Genomic DNA, 15,817 nt, shown 5'->3' with positions numbered 1-15,817 from the left:
TTCTCCCGTGCGCGGCTTCTCGAGTCTATGCGGCTGCCACAGCGCGCGCAAGGCAGCCGAGCGGTGTCCAGCGCTTGCGCCGTGGCGGCTTTTGATCTTACCTGCGCGCAGAAAAAATGAGGAAATGCCAAATGTCGAAGACCGAAAGAGTGCCGGAATCCCGTATCGCCGAGTCGGAAGTGCTCTATGCGGTCGACGGCAACATCGCCACCATCACGCTCAATCGCCCGGAGCGGCTGAACACGATCTCGCGTCCGATGCTGGAACAGCTCGGTCAATTGCTTCTGCAGGCGGACAACGATCCTGCCGTGCGTGTCGTCATTCTCACCGCGACGGGACGCGCCTTCTGCGCCGGCCTCGATGTGGCCAGCGCATCCAGCGGCACCGGAATCGGCTCGCAGAATGATGCCGACGGCGCACGGACAACGCTCGACCTCAAGACCGCGCCACCCACGATCCTGTTCAACATGGAGAAGCCGACGATCTGCGCGCTCAATGGCGCCGCCGCCGGCTACGGCATGGACACGGCACTGGGCTGCGACATTCGCATCATGGCCGAAAGCGCGAAGTTCGCGGCCGCCTTCGTCAAGCGCGGCATCGTGCCGGAGTCAGGCGGGACTTGGTTTCTGCCGCGCATGCTCGGCTGGGCGAAGGCCGCCGAAATCATCTTCACGGGGCGCACGCTGTCGGCCAAGGAAAGCCTTGAGATGGGCCTGACCAATCACGTCGTTCCCGACGCCGAACTAATGCCGCGCGCCCGCGCGCTTGCGGCCGAGATCGCAGCCAATGCACCATTGGCGGTTCAGTCAGCCAAGCGCATGATGCGCGTCGGGCTTTCGGAGAATTTCAACGATCACGTTCACCACGTCTTCCTGCAACTGCTGCCCTTGATGCGAACGCAGGATTTTCGTGAAGGCCTTGCATCGTTCCTCGAAAAGCGGCCAGCCGATTTCAAGGGGCGCTGAGCCTACGTGACGCCCAGTCGCTCATCCCTGTTGCGCAGCCAGCGGATCGCCGGCAGCGTGAGCAGCACCATCACGACCTTGCCAACGATCTGACCCGATAGAAAATCGAGGCTGCCGAAGGCGAGCCACAGAAACAGCAGCGAGTCAGCGACCAGTCCAACAAGGCTGCTCGCCGCGACGGCGAGCACAAGCCCGCGCTTTTGCAGTGGGGTATAGACCGCGAAGTCGGCCAGTTCCGACAACAGGAACGCAACCGCTGACGCGACCACAAGCGACGCGGGGGCCAGCGCCGCCGAGAGCACGGTCCCTGCTCCGATCGCCGCCAACCCGTATGTCACGCCAAGCCGCCGCTGCACCAGATCGCGCAGCACCAGCGCGAGGCCGGCCATCAGCACGCCGCTCGGCGCCATCAGACCCGGCGCCACCGGGATAAGACACGGTCCATCGGGTGGGCAGACAGTTCCGATGTGCTGGATCAGCCAGTTCGCGATCGGGATGCAGGCGATATAGGCGGCAAGGAAAACAAAGCCTTCCGCGCGAAGACGTCGAGCGAGCGTCATCGCGCTTCGGGGACGGCGTGCGCAGCATAAGCCGCCCAGCCCTTGGCGCGCAGGCTGCAAGCGGGACATTCGCCGCAGCCGTAGCCCCAATCGTGACGCGCGCCGCGTTCACCGAGATAGCAGGTGTGGGAGTGTTCAACGATCAGATCGACCAGCCCCTTGCCGCCGAGTTCTTCCGCCAGCGCCCAGGTGTCGGCCTTGTCGCGCCACATCAGCGGCGTGTGCAGTTCGAACGGACGCGCCATGCCGAGATTGAGCGCCACATTGAGTGCCTTGATGGTTTCGTCGCGGCAGTCGGGATAGCCTGAGAAATCCGTTTCGCACATGCCGCCGACAATGTGGGTGACGCCCCGCCGGTAGGCCAGCGCGGCGGCGAAGGTCAGGAACACCAGATTGCGACCGGGCACGAAGGTGTTGGGCAGGCCGCCCTCGCCCATTTCAATCGCGGTGTCGCGCGTCAGAGCGGTCTCCGAGATGTCGCCGAGCGTCGGAACATCCAGGGTGTGGTTTTCGCCCAGCTTTGAAGCCCATTCGGGGCGGAGCGCCATCATGCCGTCGATCAGTTTCGCCCGGCTGTCCAGTTCAACGGCGTGGCGTTGGCCGTAGGAAAACCCGATGGTTTCCACGCGCGTAAAGCGCGCCAGCGCCCACGCCAGGCACGTCGCGGAATCCTGCCCGCCGGAGAAAAGCACCAAGGCTGCGTTGTTTTGGCCCAACTCTGTCATGAGACTGCACTTAGCATCCGGACACCGCTCCGCCAATTGTCTCCAGACCGTCATTGCGGCATAGAGGGCAAGCCCTTTCATGCCCGTGGTGCGCCATGCCTCCTTCCCGCGACATCTCCGAACTCCTCGACATCATGGCGGCGCTGCGCACGCCCGAAACCGGATGCCCATGGGATCTGGAGCAGACCTTCGCGACCATCGCGCCCTACACCATCGAGGAAGCCTATGAGGTCGCGGAGGCAATCGCACGGGACGATCTCGAAGACCTGAAGGAAGAACTCGGCGATCTGCTGCTTCAGGTGGTGTTTCATGCGCGGATGGCCGAGGAGCAAGGCGCATTCGCCTTCGGCGACGTGGTCAATGCCATTACGACGAAAATGACCCGGCGCCATCCCCATGTGTTCGGCGAAAAAGCCGGGCACATGACGCCTGACGAAGTGAAGGGCCTGTGGCACAGCATCAAGGCTGAAGAAAAGGCCGAGCGCGCGGCGTTGCGCGGTGAGACTCCCGACGCAAAGCCCGGCCTGCTGGAGAGTGTGAAAAAGAGCCAGCCGGCGCTCGCACGGGCGATGGATTTGCAGCGCACCGCCTCGACCGTCGGCTTCGACTGGAACGACCCTCGCGCAGTGCTGGCGAAGATCCGCGAGGAAGCCGACGAAATCGAAGCGGCGCTGGACAGCGGCAACGATGCCCACATTGCCGAGGAAACCGGCGATCTGCTGTTCGCCGTCGTCAATCTGGCCCGTCATGCCAAGGCTGATCCCGAGATGGCGTTGCGAGCAACCAATGCGAAGTTCGAGCGGCGCTTCGCCTATATCGAACGTACCCTGGCCGCGCGCGGTTCATCGCTGGAAGCCGCGACGCTGGCCGAAATGGATGCGTTGTGGAACGAGGCAAAAACCGCGAAGTAATCTCGCGGCATGCGCGTTTCAATGCGTGCTGGGCACTGCGCCGAACTTGGCAATGGTGATGTCGCGTTTGGTTTCATCGACACGCACGGTCATGGCAAAACGGCCGTCCAGCAGATTCTTGTCGAGCACTTCAGCGTTCCGGTGCAGCCAGCTGATGCCCGCGCCGTCTGAGGCATCGATGGAGAGTTCGAGCGTCACTCGCGTGGTCGCAAGACGATCCTCGATGGCGGTGAGAAGCGCGTCGATGCCTTCGCCGGTTTCGGCCGAGACAGGAAAACATGGCCGCTCGGCAGGCCGGCGCGCGGCGATATTCATGAGGTTGGCGCGGCCTTCTTCGTCGAAGCGATCGATCTTGTTCCAGACCTCCAGGATGCGCTGGCCGCTGTCCGGATCGATGCCAAGCTGGCGCAGCACATTCTCGACGTCGTGTTGCTGGGCTTCGGCATCCTCATGCGAAATATCACGCACATGCAGGATGACGTCGGCCTCGATGACTTCTTCCAGTGTGGCGCGGAAGGCTGCCACCAGCATGGTCGGCAAATCGGAAATAAATCCGACCGTGTCGGACAGCATCGCTTTGCCACCGTGCGGCAACGTTAGCGCGCGCAACGTCGGATCCAGCGTCGCGAACAGCATGTCGGCGGCCTGCACATCGGCGCGGGTCAGCCGGTTGAACAGCGTGGACTTGCCGGCATTGGTGTAACCGACCAGCGCGACGACACGGTAGGGCACCCGCTGGCGCCCTGCCCGGTGCAGCCGGCGCGTCGCCTGTACCTTCTTGATCTCATTCTCGATGCGCGTGATGCGCTCGCCGATCATGCGGCGGTCGGCTTCGATCTGGGTTTCGCCCGGGCCGCCCATGAAGCCGAATCCGCCGCGTTGGCGTTCGAGATGGGTCCACGACCGCACGAGGCGGCTGCGCTGATAGTTCAAATGTGCGAGTTCGACCTGCAACGTGCCTTCGCGGGTCTTCGCGCGGCGGCCGAAAATTTCCAGAATGAGGCCGGTGCGGTCGAGCACCTTCGCATTCCATTCCTTTTCGAGGTTGCGCTGCTGAACCGGTGACAGCGCGCAATCCATCACGACCAGATCGACATCGTTGGCCTTGATCAGGCCGATCATCTCCTCGACCTTGCCCTTGCCGAGATAGGTCGCAGGCCGGATCTCGCTCAGCGGTGCCACGACCGCTTCCGCCACGGTCAGATCAATGGCGCGCGCCAGGCCGACGGCTTCTTCAAGCCGGGCGTCAGGATTGCGTGTGCCATGGGATATCGTTGGCGCGTCAGGATCACCCCGTCGCGCACGTTTGTAAGGACCGATGACCAGCACCCGTCCTGTATCGCCCCTCGCCGACCGCGGACGGTCAGCGGCCCCGTCGAAGTTCCGGGGTTCCAAGTCAGTTCAATCTCAAGCTGGCGCGTCCTCGCCGCCTTCGAACAACTGGATCGGAGCGCCCGGCATGATTGTCGAGATCGCATGCTTGTAGACAAGCTGCGAGTGACCATCGCGCCGAAGCAGCAGGCAGAAATTGTCGAACCAGGTGACAATGCCCTGCAGCTTCACTCCATTGACCAGAAAGATCGTCAGTGGCGTTTTGGTTTTGCGAACGTGATTGAGAAAAGTGTCTTGTAGGTTTTGTGCGCGGTCTGCCGCCATTTTCTTATCCCGCATTCTTGTTTTTGGGCCAGCCTGCCCTCTTCGGGGCGTAGTCTGGCTGCCGGCGTCCCTGAGATCCCCCTCCGGGTGCTGCAGCGCGATTAAAGGACACGCCCGGTTGTTAGGCAAGACCGTGGTACCCGGCTAAGCGGCCAAAGGGCGGAAAAACTTACGAAAATGCTGAAAAACGGTGGAATTCTTCACGCAACCGCATGGAAATGGAGCCCGGCTTACCGTCTCCGATGTTGCGGCCGTCGATCCGGACCACCGGCATGACGATCTGGCTGGAAGCCGTCACGAACGCCTCAGCCGCTTCATAAGCCTCGGCAGGGGTGAACGGCCGTTCCTCGAGTTTGATCTGGAGCGCCGCCAGCACCTCCATCAGCACGGCGCGGGTGATCCCGGCCAGGATGCCGCTGTCAACTGATCGGGTGATCACTTTGCCATCCGTGGTCACGATCCAGGCATTGCTCGATGAGCCTTCGGTGACATGACCGTTGTGATCGACAAACCACGCCTCATAAGCGCTGTTCTCGCGCGCCTGCTGTTTCGCCAGCACGTTGGGCAATAGCGACACGGATTTGATGTCGACGCGCGGCCAGCGGTTCTCGGGCACGGTGATGACGCCGATGCCCTTCGCAGCGGTGTCCTGATTTTTCTGAAGATTGAGACCGCGCGCGGTCACCACCAGGGCCGGTTTCACCGGATTGACCGGGAATGCATGATCCCGCCGCGCGACGCCGCGCGTGACCTGCAGATAGACGATTCCGTAACTGACGCGATTTCGCCGCACGGTCTCGTGGATCACGATTTCCAGTGCGGCCAGCGGCATCGGCATGTCGATGCGCAACTCGCGCAGCGAGCGCTGCAGTCGCGTCAGGTGGCGCGGCATATCGACGACTTTGCCGCCCCTGATCTCGCAGACCTCGTAGACACCATCGGAAAACTGATAGCCGCGGTCCTCGATGTTCACGCTGGCGTCCCGCATGTCGCGGTATTGGCCGTTCACATAGGCAATGCGGGACATGTTTAACCTACACCCAGCGCCTTGAGCTTGCGATGCAGGGCGGAGCGCTCCATGCCGACGAATTCAGCCGTTCGCGAGATGTTGCCCGAGAAGCGGCTGATCTGCGCAATCAGGTAATCGCGCTCGAACACTTCGCGGGCTTCGCGCAGCGGCAGACCCATGATGTGCTCGCCGTTGTTACCGGTCGGCATGGCCGGGATCATCGAGCCGACATCCTGCGGCAGCATGTCCGCGGTGATGGCCGCCTCGGCATCGCCGCCGGCCAGGATCATCACGCGCTCGACGTTGTTGCGAAGTTGCCGGACGTTGCCCGGCCAGACATGCGACTGCAGAACCGCCATCGCGTCCTCTCCGATCCGACGTTTCGGCAGGCCGGTCGCGGACGAGATCTGGTCCATGAAATATTCGACGAGGTCTGGAATGTCCTCGCGGCGCTCCGAGAGCGGCGGCACGCGGATCGGAACGACAGAAAGCCGGTGATAAAGATCTTCGCGGAATTTTCCCTCGGCGATCTCGGCTTCGAGATTGCGCGCTGTCGAGGACACGATGCGGACATCGACGCTGACTTTGGTGGTGCCGCCTGCCCGCTGGAACGTCTGATCGACCAGTACACGCAGAATCCTGTTCTGGGTTTCGCGCGGCATGTCGGCGATCTCATCGATAAACAAGGTGCCGCCATGCGCCTCTTCGAGCGCGCCCGGCTTGCGGCCGGTCTCGCCGTCCGACAACTCGACACCGAACAGTTCGACTTCCATCCGCTCGGGCGTAATCGCCGCGGCATTGATGACGACGAACGGTCCATCGGCGCGGCTGGACATCGCATGCAGCGTGCGCGCCGCGAGTTCCTTGCCGCCCCCTGACGGGCCGACGATCATGATGCGGCTATTGGCCTTGGCTGCGCGATCGATGGTCTGACGCAGTTGGTTCATACTGGGGGAGCGGCCAACCAGCGTTCCGGACGACGGCGCATGCTGTTTGAGTTCGCGCACCTCACGTTTGAGCCGCGACGTTTCCAGCGCGCGGTTGGCGACGAGAATCAATCGGTCCGCCTTGAACGGCTTCTCGATGAAGTCGTAGGCGCCGCGCTTGATTGCCGCGACCGCTGTTTCGATATTGCCGTGCCCCGAAATCATCACGACCGGCACTTCGGGATGCTCGAGCTTGATCTGCTCAAGCAGCTGCAACCCATCCAGACGACTGCCCTGAAGCCAGATGTCGAGGAATATCAGGTTCGGCCGGCGGCCCGAAATCTCTGCCAGCGCGGTATCGCTGTCGCGCGCGGTGCGCGTCTTGAAACCTTCGTCATCGAGAATACCCGCAACGAGGTCTCGAATGTCTGCTTCGTCATCGACGATCAAAATGTCATTGGCCATAAATCATGCCCGTTCTGTCAATTGCCGGTTACGGCTTCTGCTTTTATTTCATTGGATTCCGCGGCACCGGCGTCTTTCGCCTGGCCGAGGACGGAGAATCTCATTCGCACCCATGCGCCCCGTGCACCGGGACGAAGGGCGGATGCGTCGTTCAGTTCGATGCGTCCGCCGTGATCTTCCAGAACACGGCCGACAATCGCGAGGCCCAGCCCGGTGCCTTTCTCGCGGGTGGTGACATACGGCTCAAGCAGGCGCGCGCGGCTTTCTTTGGGCAACCCGATTCCGTTGTCCACAACGTCGATCACGATATCGTCGTTCTCGCGCGCGGCGATGACATTAATGTGTCCGCGCTCGATCTCTCCGGGAGGAACCGCGCCGATAGCTTCGGTCGCGTTCTTGATGATGTTGGTCAGCCCTTGCGAGATCAACCGCCGGTCGAACTTCGCATGCATCGGCTCTTGCTTGATATCGGCTTCGATATCGACATCGGGATGTCCGACGCGCATCAGGAATACGACCTGACGAACGGTGTCCGCGACATCCTCGCCCTCGATCACCGGCTTGGGCATGCGCGCGAATTTCGAGAATTCGTCCACCATCCTGCGAATGTCATCGACCTGACGGATGATCGTATCCGTGCACTGATCGAAGATCGGCCGGTCCTCGGTGATCACCTTGCCGAACTTGCGGCGAATGCGCTCGGCGGACAACTGGATCGGCGTCAGCGGGTTCTTGATCTCGTGAGCGATTCGGCGCGCAACGTCCGCCCATGCCGAGGTACGCTGCGCCGTGACCAGCTCGGTAATATCGTCGAGGGTAATGATGTAGCTCTCGTTGGATTGTCCGGTCTGTTCAGAACTGACGCGCACCGACAGGTTGCGTTCGACGCTATCGCGGCTGATCTCGATCTGGCCCTGCAACAGCCGTTGCGCACTGCTGCGCGCCGTCGCCATCAGATCGTTCAGTTCAGGCACGATCTCGGACAACGGCTTGCTCAAGACCTCGGATTCCGAATGCCCGATCAATTTCTCCGCAGAGCGATTGAGGACAGCGATCTTGCCAGCGCCATCGACGCCGATGATGCCGGCGCTTGCGGATGAGAGAACGGCCTCGATGAACCGCCGGCGGCTGTCGATCAGCCCGCTCGCATTCATGAGATCGTCGCGCTGTGTCCGCAACTCCTGCGTCATTTTGTTGAAAGTCTCGCCTAGACTGGCGAGGTCGCCTTCGGATTTAATGACGGGGACCTGAACGTGGAGGTCACCGGTGGAGACGAGATTCGCGGCGCCCATCAGTCGCCGAATCGGAGCAACCAGCCAGTTGGCGAAATTCAGGCCAATCAGCACCGACGACATCAGCACGGTCAGCGCGATCACGGTGAACATCAGCGCGAAGGCGACCTGAATTCCGAGACGCCGCGATTCGAGTTCGGCGTATTCCTTCACGCTCGCCTGTGTCTGCTGCAACTGGGCAACGACACGCGGGTCGAGCAGCCGCGCCACGTAGAGAAACGTGTCCTGAAACGCGCGCAGGCGGATGACCGCGGCAACGTAATTTTGTTCGATGAACACCGCGATCTGGGGGTCTTCCTCCGTGACGTTCTTGAGGAAGTCTGCGGCCGGTGTCTGGAAGTCCTGCCGGATACCGGTTGCCGCCGTTTCGAGGATGTTGCGATCCTTGTCGATGATCATGGCGCCGGGAAGATTGCGCGACTTCGCGCTCGACGTCAGTAGGCTGCGGAAGGTCTGCCGGTCCTGATCGTACAGTGGCCGCGCACGCGCGATGTCGTTCGACATCCCGAGGATGTCGCCGCGAATGAGTTGGGCGTGCTCGTAGACATAGGCATTGGCGACGATCAGCGAATTCTCGATCACCGCGCGGGTGCGAACCGAAAACAACCGATCCAGACCGCGATCGATGGTGACATTGGCGACGATCGACACCAGCACCGCCGGTAACACCGCGATCACCGAGAACAGGCTGACGATCTGAACATGGAGGCGCGCGGCAGCCCGGCCGCGGCGCCGGGCCTGAACGACCTGCCACACCTCGCGCGCGATGATCCCGAGCAGCAACAGGATGGTTGCGCCGTTGATCAGGAGAAACGTGACGACGATTTCGTGGGTCGGTGCAATCGGGGTCAGCCCGGTCAGCACTACGAAGGTCAGGAAGGCCGACAGCAGCGCAACCGCGACGGCAAACGGGGCCAATAGCCGATGCCACGGCCGGCTGGCCGGCTCGGCAGCCGACTGTTCAATGGATTGGGCCGACGCCTCTACTGCGCTCATGCGGGGGATCGTGTCAGGCCAAATTGCCGGAACACGGCGGTTGCCGTATCCAGTGATGCATTCATATCACAATGTTGCTGAATTGCGACAATTCCTAGGCGTGCCAACGAACAAAGCAACACCTTCAACCGGTTCTAACCCTAGCAAAGGGCTTTCAGCATCGATCCAGTCACCGGAATGCCACGCGACCTGCCCCGAGCAGAATTCGCTGCCCGGGAAAGAGCGCCAAGGACTAACTAGCTGCCGCTGCGATAGACCTGAATATCGAGATCCCGGATCTTCTTGCGCAGGGTGTTCCGGTTCAAGCCCAGCAGATCCGCAGCCCTGATCTGGTTGCCGCGATTGGCCGCCAGCGCCGCCGTGAGCAGCGGGATTTCGATCTCCTTCAAGATGCGATGGTAAAGCCCCGGCGGCGGCAGCCCATTCGGGAAGCCGGCGAAATGCGATGCCAGGTACATCTCGACCGCGCCCCCAAGGTTGTCGACGTTTTGCGGCATGCTGCCACCGGAGACGACAGCAGGCGGCGCCAGTTCACCCTCGATGACAGAGCCTGTAATGACGTCCTGCGGATAGAGCGCGGCAAGCCGGCGCGCGAGGTTTTCAAGCTCGCGGACGTTGCCAGGCCAGCGATGCTGTTTGAGCCGCTCCAGCGCCTGCGCGTCGAGTTTCTTTGGCGGCAGGCCATCCTTCTCCGCCAGAGCAAAGAAGTGCCGGATCAGGTCAGGCAAATCCTCGATGCGCTCGCGCAGCGGCGGAAGCCGCAGCGGCACCACGTTGAGACGGAAGAACAGATCTTCGCGGAACAGGCCCTGCTGAATCAGGATGCGCAGGTCCTTGTTGCTGGCCGCGACGATCCGCACGTCGGTCTTGATCGGGGTGCGGCCGCCGACCGTGGTGTACTCGCCCTGCTGCAACACGCGCAGCAAGCGGGTTTGCGCCTCCATAGGCATGTCGCCGATTTCGTCGAGGAACAGGGTGCCGCCCTCGGCCTGTTCGAAGCGGCCGGTCGCGCGGGCATTCGCGCCGGTGAACGCGCCGCGTTCGTGTCCGAACAGTTCAGACTCGATGAGGTCACGCGGGATTGCCGCCATGTTGACGGCGACGAATGGACCGTTGCGGCGCTTGCCATAGTCATGAAGCGCGCGTGCGACCAATTCCTTGCCGGTGCCGGACTCGCCGGAGATCATCACCGTCAGATCGGTCTGCATCAGGCGTGCGAGCACGCGATAGATTTCCTGCATCGCCGGCGAACGGCCGACCAGCGGAATGGAATCGAATTCCCCCTCGTCCTTGACCGAGGCCGGACGCTCCTTCGGCTCCGACAATGCGCGGCCGACGATTGCGATCAGTTCCTTCAGATCGAACGGCTTCGGCAGATACTCATACGCGCCGCGTTCCGACGCCCTGATCGCCGTCATGAACGTGTTTTGCGCGCTCATGACGATGACCGGCAGATTGGGGCGCATCTTCTTGATCCGCGGCAGCAGATCGAAAGCGTTCTCGTCCGGCATCACGACGTCGGTGATGACGAGATCCCCCTCGCCCTGGCTGACCCAGCGCCACAGCGTGGCGGCATTTCCGGTCAACCGCACCTCGTATCCGGCGCGTGACAGCGCCTGATTGAGGACGGTTCGGATGGCTGTGTCGTCGTCAGCGACAAGTATGCTACCTGCGGGCATTTTTAGTCCTCATCTGCAGTCTGTGAGGCATGCAACGGCGTTCCCGGGCGCGCGTCGCTATTGCTTTTGGTTGGGTTGAACATCGGCAGCAACACGCGGAACACCGTTTTGCGCGGCTGCGATTCACATTCGATGATGCCGCCGTGATCGTTGACGATCTTGGCGACGAGGGCGAGACCGAGCCCGCTTCCCGTCGGTTTCGTGGTCACGAACGGATCGAAAAGATTTGCAAGAAGGTCATCCGGAACGCCGTGACCGTTGTCCTTCACACAGAATTCCAGCGGCAAAGACACCCGTGATTTCTTGCCCGGAATCGAAAGACGTACGCCAGGCCTGAACGCTGTAGTGAGCTGGATTTCTCCGTCGGTGCCTAAATCCGTCACCGCTTCGGCAGCATTCTTGACCAGATTCAGAAACACCTGAATCAGCTGATCCTGGTTGGCGAGGACTGGCGGCAGCGATGGATCGTATTCCTCGACGAACTTGACGTTGCGCGCAAAGCCCGATTGCGCGAGACGCTTCACGTGATCGAACACGGAATGGATGTTGACCGGTCCGCGCGCCACAGGACGCTCATCACCGAACACTTCCATGCGGTCAACGAGAGTTACGATCCGGTCCGCCTCGTCGCAGATCAGACGTGTCAGCGTGCGGTCTTCCGGCGACGCTGCCTGTTCGAGCAATTGCGCGGCACCGCGAATGCCCGACAGCGGATTCTTTATTTCGTGTGCCAGCATTGCGGCCAGCGCAATCACCGAACGGGCGGCGCTGCGATGAGTGAGCTGCCGGTCCATCTTGTCGGCGATGGTGCGCTCCTGAAGCATCACAACGATGTGGCCCGGATGTTCCCCCAGCGGCGCGACGTGAAGATCGACCTGACGATCGCCGCCGATTCTCGGCGTGCCGAGGTCGACCTTGTATTCGTTCACAGCGGAGCCGGTACGGCGCACCTGATCGATCAACGCAAGCAGCGGGCTGCCGAACGGTACGAGTTCGCGCAGCATCTGCCGCTGCAAATGCGGGATAGACGTCTCAAAGAATGATTCCGCAGCGATGTTCGCGTCGAGAATTTTGCCGTCCGGAGCAATCAGCATCACCGGATTGGGCAACGCATTCAGAATGGCATCGCTGTTGGCGAGCTGCGGAGCGCGTTGTTCGGCGACGTTGCTCATGCAGCTGCGCTCCAGGAAAATTCGCCAAAGGCATCGTGAAGCGAGCGGCGTACTTGAGCCGGCTCGGTTGCGGTCAGGATGATCTGCCGCCATCGCTTGAGGACATCGCCGGACGCAGCACTCCCCTTCGCGGCCACATCGAGCGCCCAGCCGAGATGCTTGCGCGCGTGGCGTGTGCCGACACGAGGTCCGTAGTGCTCGACCACCTGATCGTAGAGATTGCAGAGATGGTCCAGTTGCGTGCTGAGTTGCGGCGTCTGTTCGAGTTCGCCGCCGTCGAGACGACGGGCGATCTGCCCGGGCAGCCACGGCTGCCCCTGCGCGCCGCGTCCGATCATGACCGCGTCCGCGCCAGAAGCTTCGAGCGCGATAGCGGCTTGTTCGAACGAGGTGATGTCGCCGTTGACCACCACAGGCACGGTCACAGCATCCTTGACCGGCCGCACCGCAGTCCAGTCGGCGCTTCCCTTGTAAAACTGGCAGCGCGTGCGGCCGTGGACGGTGATCATTTTCACGCCTGCCGCTTCCGCACGGCGTGCAAGCTCCGGTGCGTTGAGCGACGTGTCGTCCCAGCCCAGCCGCATCTTCAGCGTCACCGGGACGCTGACCGCAGACACCGTGGCTTCAACAAGCCGCAGCGCATGATCGAGATCGCGCATCAGCGCGGAGCCGGACTGGCCGCCGGTCACGTGACGCGCCGGGCAGCCCATATTGATGTCGATAATGTCGGCTCCGGCGGCTTCCGCGATGCGCGCGCCCTCGGCCATCCAGTGCGTTTCACAGCCGGCGAGCTGAACCACATGCGGGCCGATACCGGCGGCTTCACAGCGCAGGACGGACATTGGGCGGCCGCGCGCGAGATCGTCGCTAGCCGTCATTTCGGAGACAACGAGGCCGGCGCCCAGCTCGGCAGCAATGCGGCGGAACGGAGCATCGGTCACCCCGGACATCGGGGCGAGGAGGACGCGATTGGCAACCTCGATATCGCCAATGGTCAGCGCTGCCTGACGTGCCGGAGCCATGCCGATCACCGCGTATCCCGTTTTCTGACGAACCCCGCCTCATTGCGGAGGGCGCGCAGCTCAATTTCTAAGCATCGCAAAATCATGCCTACACTTTAGCCATTTATGGGCGGTGCGCAAGTGCAACGCACCAATTCTTCCAAATTCTTCACAGGGTTGCGGAATCGTGCTGTTCCCGACCCAAATATGCTAAGGGCAGCACCCAAACCTGCCAACATTCGGCTCATCCACCCTGCTCGGACGGTCGTTACCTACTCATGCCAACTTCAAAACGGACTGCTGCTATCATCGTTGCCGCCGGCCGCGGGCTTCGCGCCGGCACTGGCGGCCCCAAGCAATACCGATCCATCGGCGGTAAAACCGTCCTTTCGAGGGCTATGGAGCCGTTCTGCACACATCCGGATGTCTTCGCCGTTCAGCCGGTGCGCAATCCGGACGACGCCGACATTTTCGACCAGGCGGTGTGCCATCTCAAATATCAAACGCCTGTGAGCGGCGGCGCGACGCGGCAGGCTTCCGTTCGTGCCGGTCTTGAAGCGCTTGCGAGTGAGGCCCCGGACATCGTTCTCATTCACGACGCGGCGCGTGCGTTCGTCACCGACAAGGTGATCTCTCGCGCCATCGATGCCGCGCTGATCACAGGCGCAGCCATCCCTGTTGTTTCGGTGACTGACACCATCAAGGTCGTAGATGGATCGGGCGCGGTACAGGCGACGCCGGATCGTGCGAACTTACGGATCGCGCAGACGCCGCAGGCGTTTCGTTTCGACGTTATTCTGGAAGCCCATCGCCGTGCCGCGCGCGAGGGCCGCGATGATTTTACCGACGACGCTGCAATTGCCGAATGGGCAGGATTGACGGTCGCGACCTTTGAAGGCGATGCTGCGAACATGAAGCTCACCACCCCCGAAGACTTTGCACGCGAAGAAGCGCGCCTCGGCGCCATGCTGGGCGATATCCGCACCGGCACCGGCTACGATGTGCATGCGCTGACCGACGGCGATCACCTGATGCTGTGCGGCGTGCGCGTGCCGTTCAATCGTGGCTTCCTTGCTCACTCCGACGGCGACGTCGGACTGCATGCCATTGTCGACGCTATCCTCGGCGCGCTGGCGGACGGCGACATTGGCTCGCATTTCCCGCCGAGCGATCCGAAGTGGAAGGGCGCGGCATCCGATCAATTCCTGAAACATGCCGTCGAACTCGTCGGCAAGCGCGGCGGCCGTATCGCGCATCTCGAAGTGACGATGATTTGCGAAGCGCCGAAAATTGGTCCGTTGCGTGATGCGATGCGCGCGAAGATCGCCGAGATCACCGGGCTTCCGCAGTCGCGCGTCGCCGTGAAAGCGACAACGAGCGAGCGGCTCGGATTTACCGGACGCCAGGAAGGCATTGCCGCGACCGCCAGCGCAACGATCCGCCTGCCTTGGCAAGAATCTTCTGACCCAAGCGAGCAGTTCGCATGAGCGCCAGCGCCATTCGCGCCCTCTCCCGCTCGTTGCTGGATCTGTGCCGGATGCGCAAGCTGACGATTGCGACCGCCGAATCCTGCACCGGCGGTCTGGTCGCGGCGGCATTGACCGAAATTCCCGGCTCTTCCGATGTGGTCGATCGCGGCTTCGTCACCTATTCCAACGAAGCCAAGCACGCGATGCTCGGCGTCGAGACCTCGACGTTGGAAACATTCGGTGCGGTGAGCAAGGAAACCGCGACCGCGATGGCATTCGGTGCGCTCGAACATGCCGATGTCGATCTGGCGGTTTCGATTACCGGGATCGCAGGCCCCGGCGGCGCAACGCCGGGAAAACCCGTGGGACTGGTGCATCTGGCGGTCGCCGCGCGCGATGGCCGCATCGCGCACAAGGAGTGCCGTTTCGGCGCGGTCGGCCGCAACAATGTCCGCGAGCAGTCGGTCGTGGAAGCGCTGAAGATGCTGACGGAGATGGCGCGCGGACCGCAGCCACCGATCAAGAAGCGCCCACGCGCGGCCGCCCATAGATTGCGTCCGCGCGTTTCTCGAACGCCGCGGCGAAGCGGTGGAAAGCTGCGTCGAACATCGCGCCCATCAGCACCGCGAGTATCCGACTCTTGAACTCGTAGGCGATAAAGAATCCGACGACGCAGGCATGATCGGATTTCGCCTCGAAGGTCCAGCGGTTCTCGAACTTGCTGAACGGACCTTGCAGATACTCGACCATGATTTTCAGGTCCGGACGATCGAGCGTCACCCGGCTTGTGAATTTCTCGCGGACAAGCTGAAACGACACCGTCATGTCGGCTACGATGACCTCGCGGCCGTCAGGCTTCGCCGTCCGCTGGCGGACTTTCAGCGACTGGCACAACGGCACGAATTCGGGATACCGCTCGACGTCGGCGACGAGATCGAACATTTTGTCCGCGCTGTGATGCACGCGGCGCTTGTTTGAAAAGTGTGGCATC

The 15,817-nt window shown here is 62.2% G+C and carries 14 protein-coding genes and 1 pseudogene; 4 read left to right on the top strand and 11 right to left on the bottom strand.

The annotated features are described in order from the left end of the window. The first annotated feature begins 131 nt into the window (after positions 1-131). Complete coding sequence (locus YH63_RS18595) at positions 132-965, top strand: enoyl-CoA hydratase/isomerase family protein (RefSeq protein WP_046826321.1); 834 nt, start codon at positions 132-134, stop codon at positions 963-965. Between the two features lie 2 nt (positions 966-967). On the opposite strand, the gene YH63_RS18590 is transcribed toward YH63_RS18595, so the two are convergent. Further along, positions 968-1,525 carry a VUT family protein gene (locus tag YH63_RS18590; protein ID WP_046826322.1) on the bottom strand — a complete coding sequence of 186 codons (558 nt, stop codon included), beginning with the start codon at positions 1,523-1,525 and terminating at the stop codon, positions 968-970. Further along, a complete protein-coding gene (gene queC, locus YH63_RS18585; protein ID WP_046826323.1) occupies positions 1,522-2,250 on the bottom strand; it encodes a 7-cyano-7-deazaguanine synthase QueC in 729 nt (242 codons plus the stop codon). Before queC ends, YH63_RS18590 begins: the two co-directional genes overlap by 4 nt. 95 nt (positions 2,251-2,345) lie before the next feature. Here queC and mazG point away from each other — a divergent pair, with 95 nt between their 5' ends. Beyond that, positions 2,346-3,161, top strand: a complete 816-nt coding sequence (gene mazG, locus YH63_RS18580; protein WP_046826324.1) for a nucleoside triphosphate pyrophosphohydrolase — start codon at positions 2,346-2,348, stop codon at positions 3,159-3,161. Between the two features lie 18 nt (positions 3,162-3,179). On the opposite strand, the gene hflX is transcribed toward mazG, so the two are convergent. The 8 genes from hflX to dusB all read right to left on the bottom strand — a co-directional run bounded on the left by hflX (position 3,180) and on the right by dusB (position 13,378). Next, the gene (hflX, locus tag YH63_RS18575) at positions 3,180-4,556 is read right to left on the bottom strand and encodes a GTPase HflX (RefSeq protein WP_046826325.1); all 1,377 of its coding nucleotides are present in this window, start codon (positions 4,554-4,556) and stop codon (positions 3,180-3,182) included. Between the two features lie 12 nt (positions 4,557-4,568). Next, positions 4,569-4,817: an RNA chaperone Hfq gene (gene hfq, locus YH63_RS18570; protein ID WP_006020546.1), complete on the bottom strand. Its 249-nt coding sequence runs from the start codon at positions 4,815-4,817 to the stop codon at positions 4,569-4,571. A 169-nt stretch (positions 4,818-4,986) separates the two neighbouring features. Beyond that, positions 4,987-5,844 carry a D-amino-acid transaminase gene (locus tag YH63_RS18565; RefSeq protein ID WP_046826326.1) on the bottom strand — a complete coding sequence of 286 codons (858 nt, stop codon included), beginning with the start codon at positions 5,842-5,844 and terminating at the stop codon, positions 4,987-4,989. A 2-nt stretch (positions 5,845-5,846) separates the two neighbouring features. Continuing rightward, positions 5,847-7,217, bottom strand: a complete 1,371-nt coding sequence (locus YH63_RS18560) for a sigma-54-dependent transcriptional regulator (RefSeq protein ID WP_046826327.1) — start codon at positions 7,215-7,217, stop codon at positions 5,847-5,849. 17 nt (positions 7,218-7,234) lie between these two features. Further along, positions 7,235-9,505: a sensor histidine kinase NtrY-like gene (locus tag YH63_RS18555; protein ID WP_046826328.1), complete on the bottom strand. Its 2,271-nt coding sequence runs from the start codon at positions 9,503-9,505 to the stop codon at positions 7,235-7,237. Between the two features lie 236 nt (positions 9,506-9,741). Continuing rightward, the gene (ntrC, locus tag YH63_RS18550; protein ID WP_046826329.1) at positions 9,742-11,184 is read right to left on the bottom strand and encodes a nitrogen regulation protein NR(I); all 1,443 of its coding nucleotides are present in this window, start codon (positions 11,182-11,184) and stop codon (positions 9,742-9,744) included. A 2-nt stretch (positions 11,185-11,186) separates the two neighbouring features. After that, positions 11,187-12,356 carry a two-component system sensor histidine kinase NtrB gene (locus tag YH63_RS18545; protein ID WP_046826330.1) on the bottom strand — a complete coding sequence of 390 codons (1,170 nt, stop codon included), beginning with the start codon at positions 12,354-12,356 and terminating at the stop codon, positions 11,187-11,189. Further along, entirely contained in the window at positions 12,353-13,378 is a 1,026-nt protein-coding gene (gene dusB, locus YH63_RS18540) for a tRNA dihydrouridine synthase DusB (RefSeq protein WP_046829407.1), read from the bottom strand. Before dusB ends, YH63_RS18545 begins: the two co-directional genes overlap by 4 nt. Before the next feature lie 257 nt (positions 13,379-13,635). Here dusB and YH63_RS18535 point away from each other — a divergent pair, with 257 nt between their 5' ends. Together YH63_RS18535 and YH63_RS18530 are read left to right on the top strand one after the other, a co-directional pair. After that, entirely contained in the window at positions 13,636-14,844 is a 1,209-nt protein-coding gene (locus YH63_RS18535; RefSeq protein ID WP_083992518.1) for a bifunctional 2-C-methyl-D-erythritol 4-phosphate cytidylyltransferase/2-C-methyl-D-erythritol 2,4-cyclodiphosphate synthase, read from the top strand. Continuing rightward, positions 14,841-15,311, top strand: a pseudogene (locus tag YH63_RS18530) (CinA family protein); the annotation flags it as partial. The gene YH63_RS18535 and the pseudogene YH63_RS18530, both read left to right, overlap by 4 nt. Before the next feature lie 34 nt (positions 15,312-15,345). Here YH63_RS18530 and YH63_RS18525 read toward each other — a convergent pair. Continuing rightward, positions 15,346-15,816, bottom strand: coding sequence for a type II toxin-antitoxin system RatA family toxin (locus YH63_RS18525; protein ID WP_433995102.1), 471 nt, complete (start codon positions 15,814-15,816; stop codon positions 15,346-15,348). Position 15,817 lies beyond the last annotated feature (1 nt).

The organism is Afipia massiliensis (genome assembly GCF_001006325.2).
In the GTDB taxonomy this organism is placed as follows: domain Bacteria; phylum Pseudomonadota; class Alphaproteobacteria; order Rhizobiales; family Xanthobacteraceae; genus Afipia; species Afipia massiliensis_A.
This window is presented reverse-complemented; position numbering and strand designations above follow the sequence as displayed.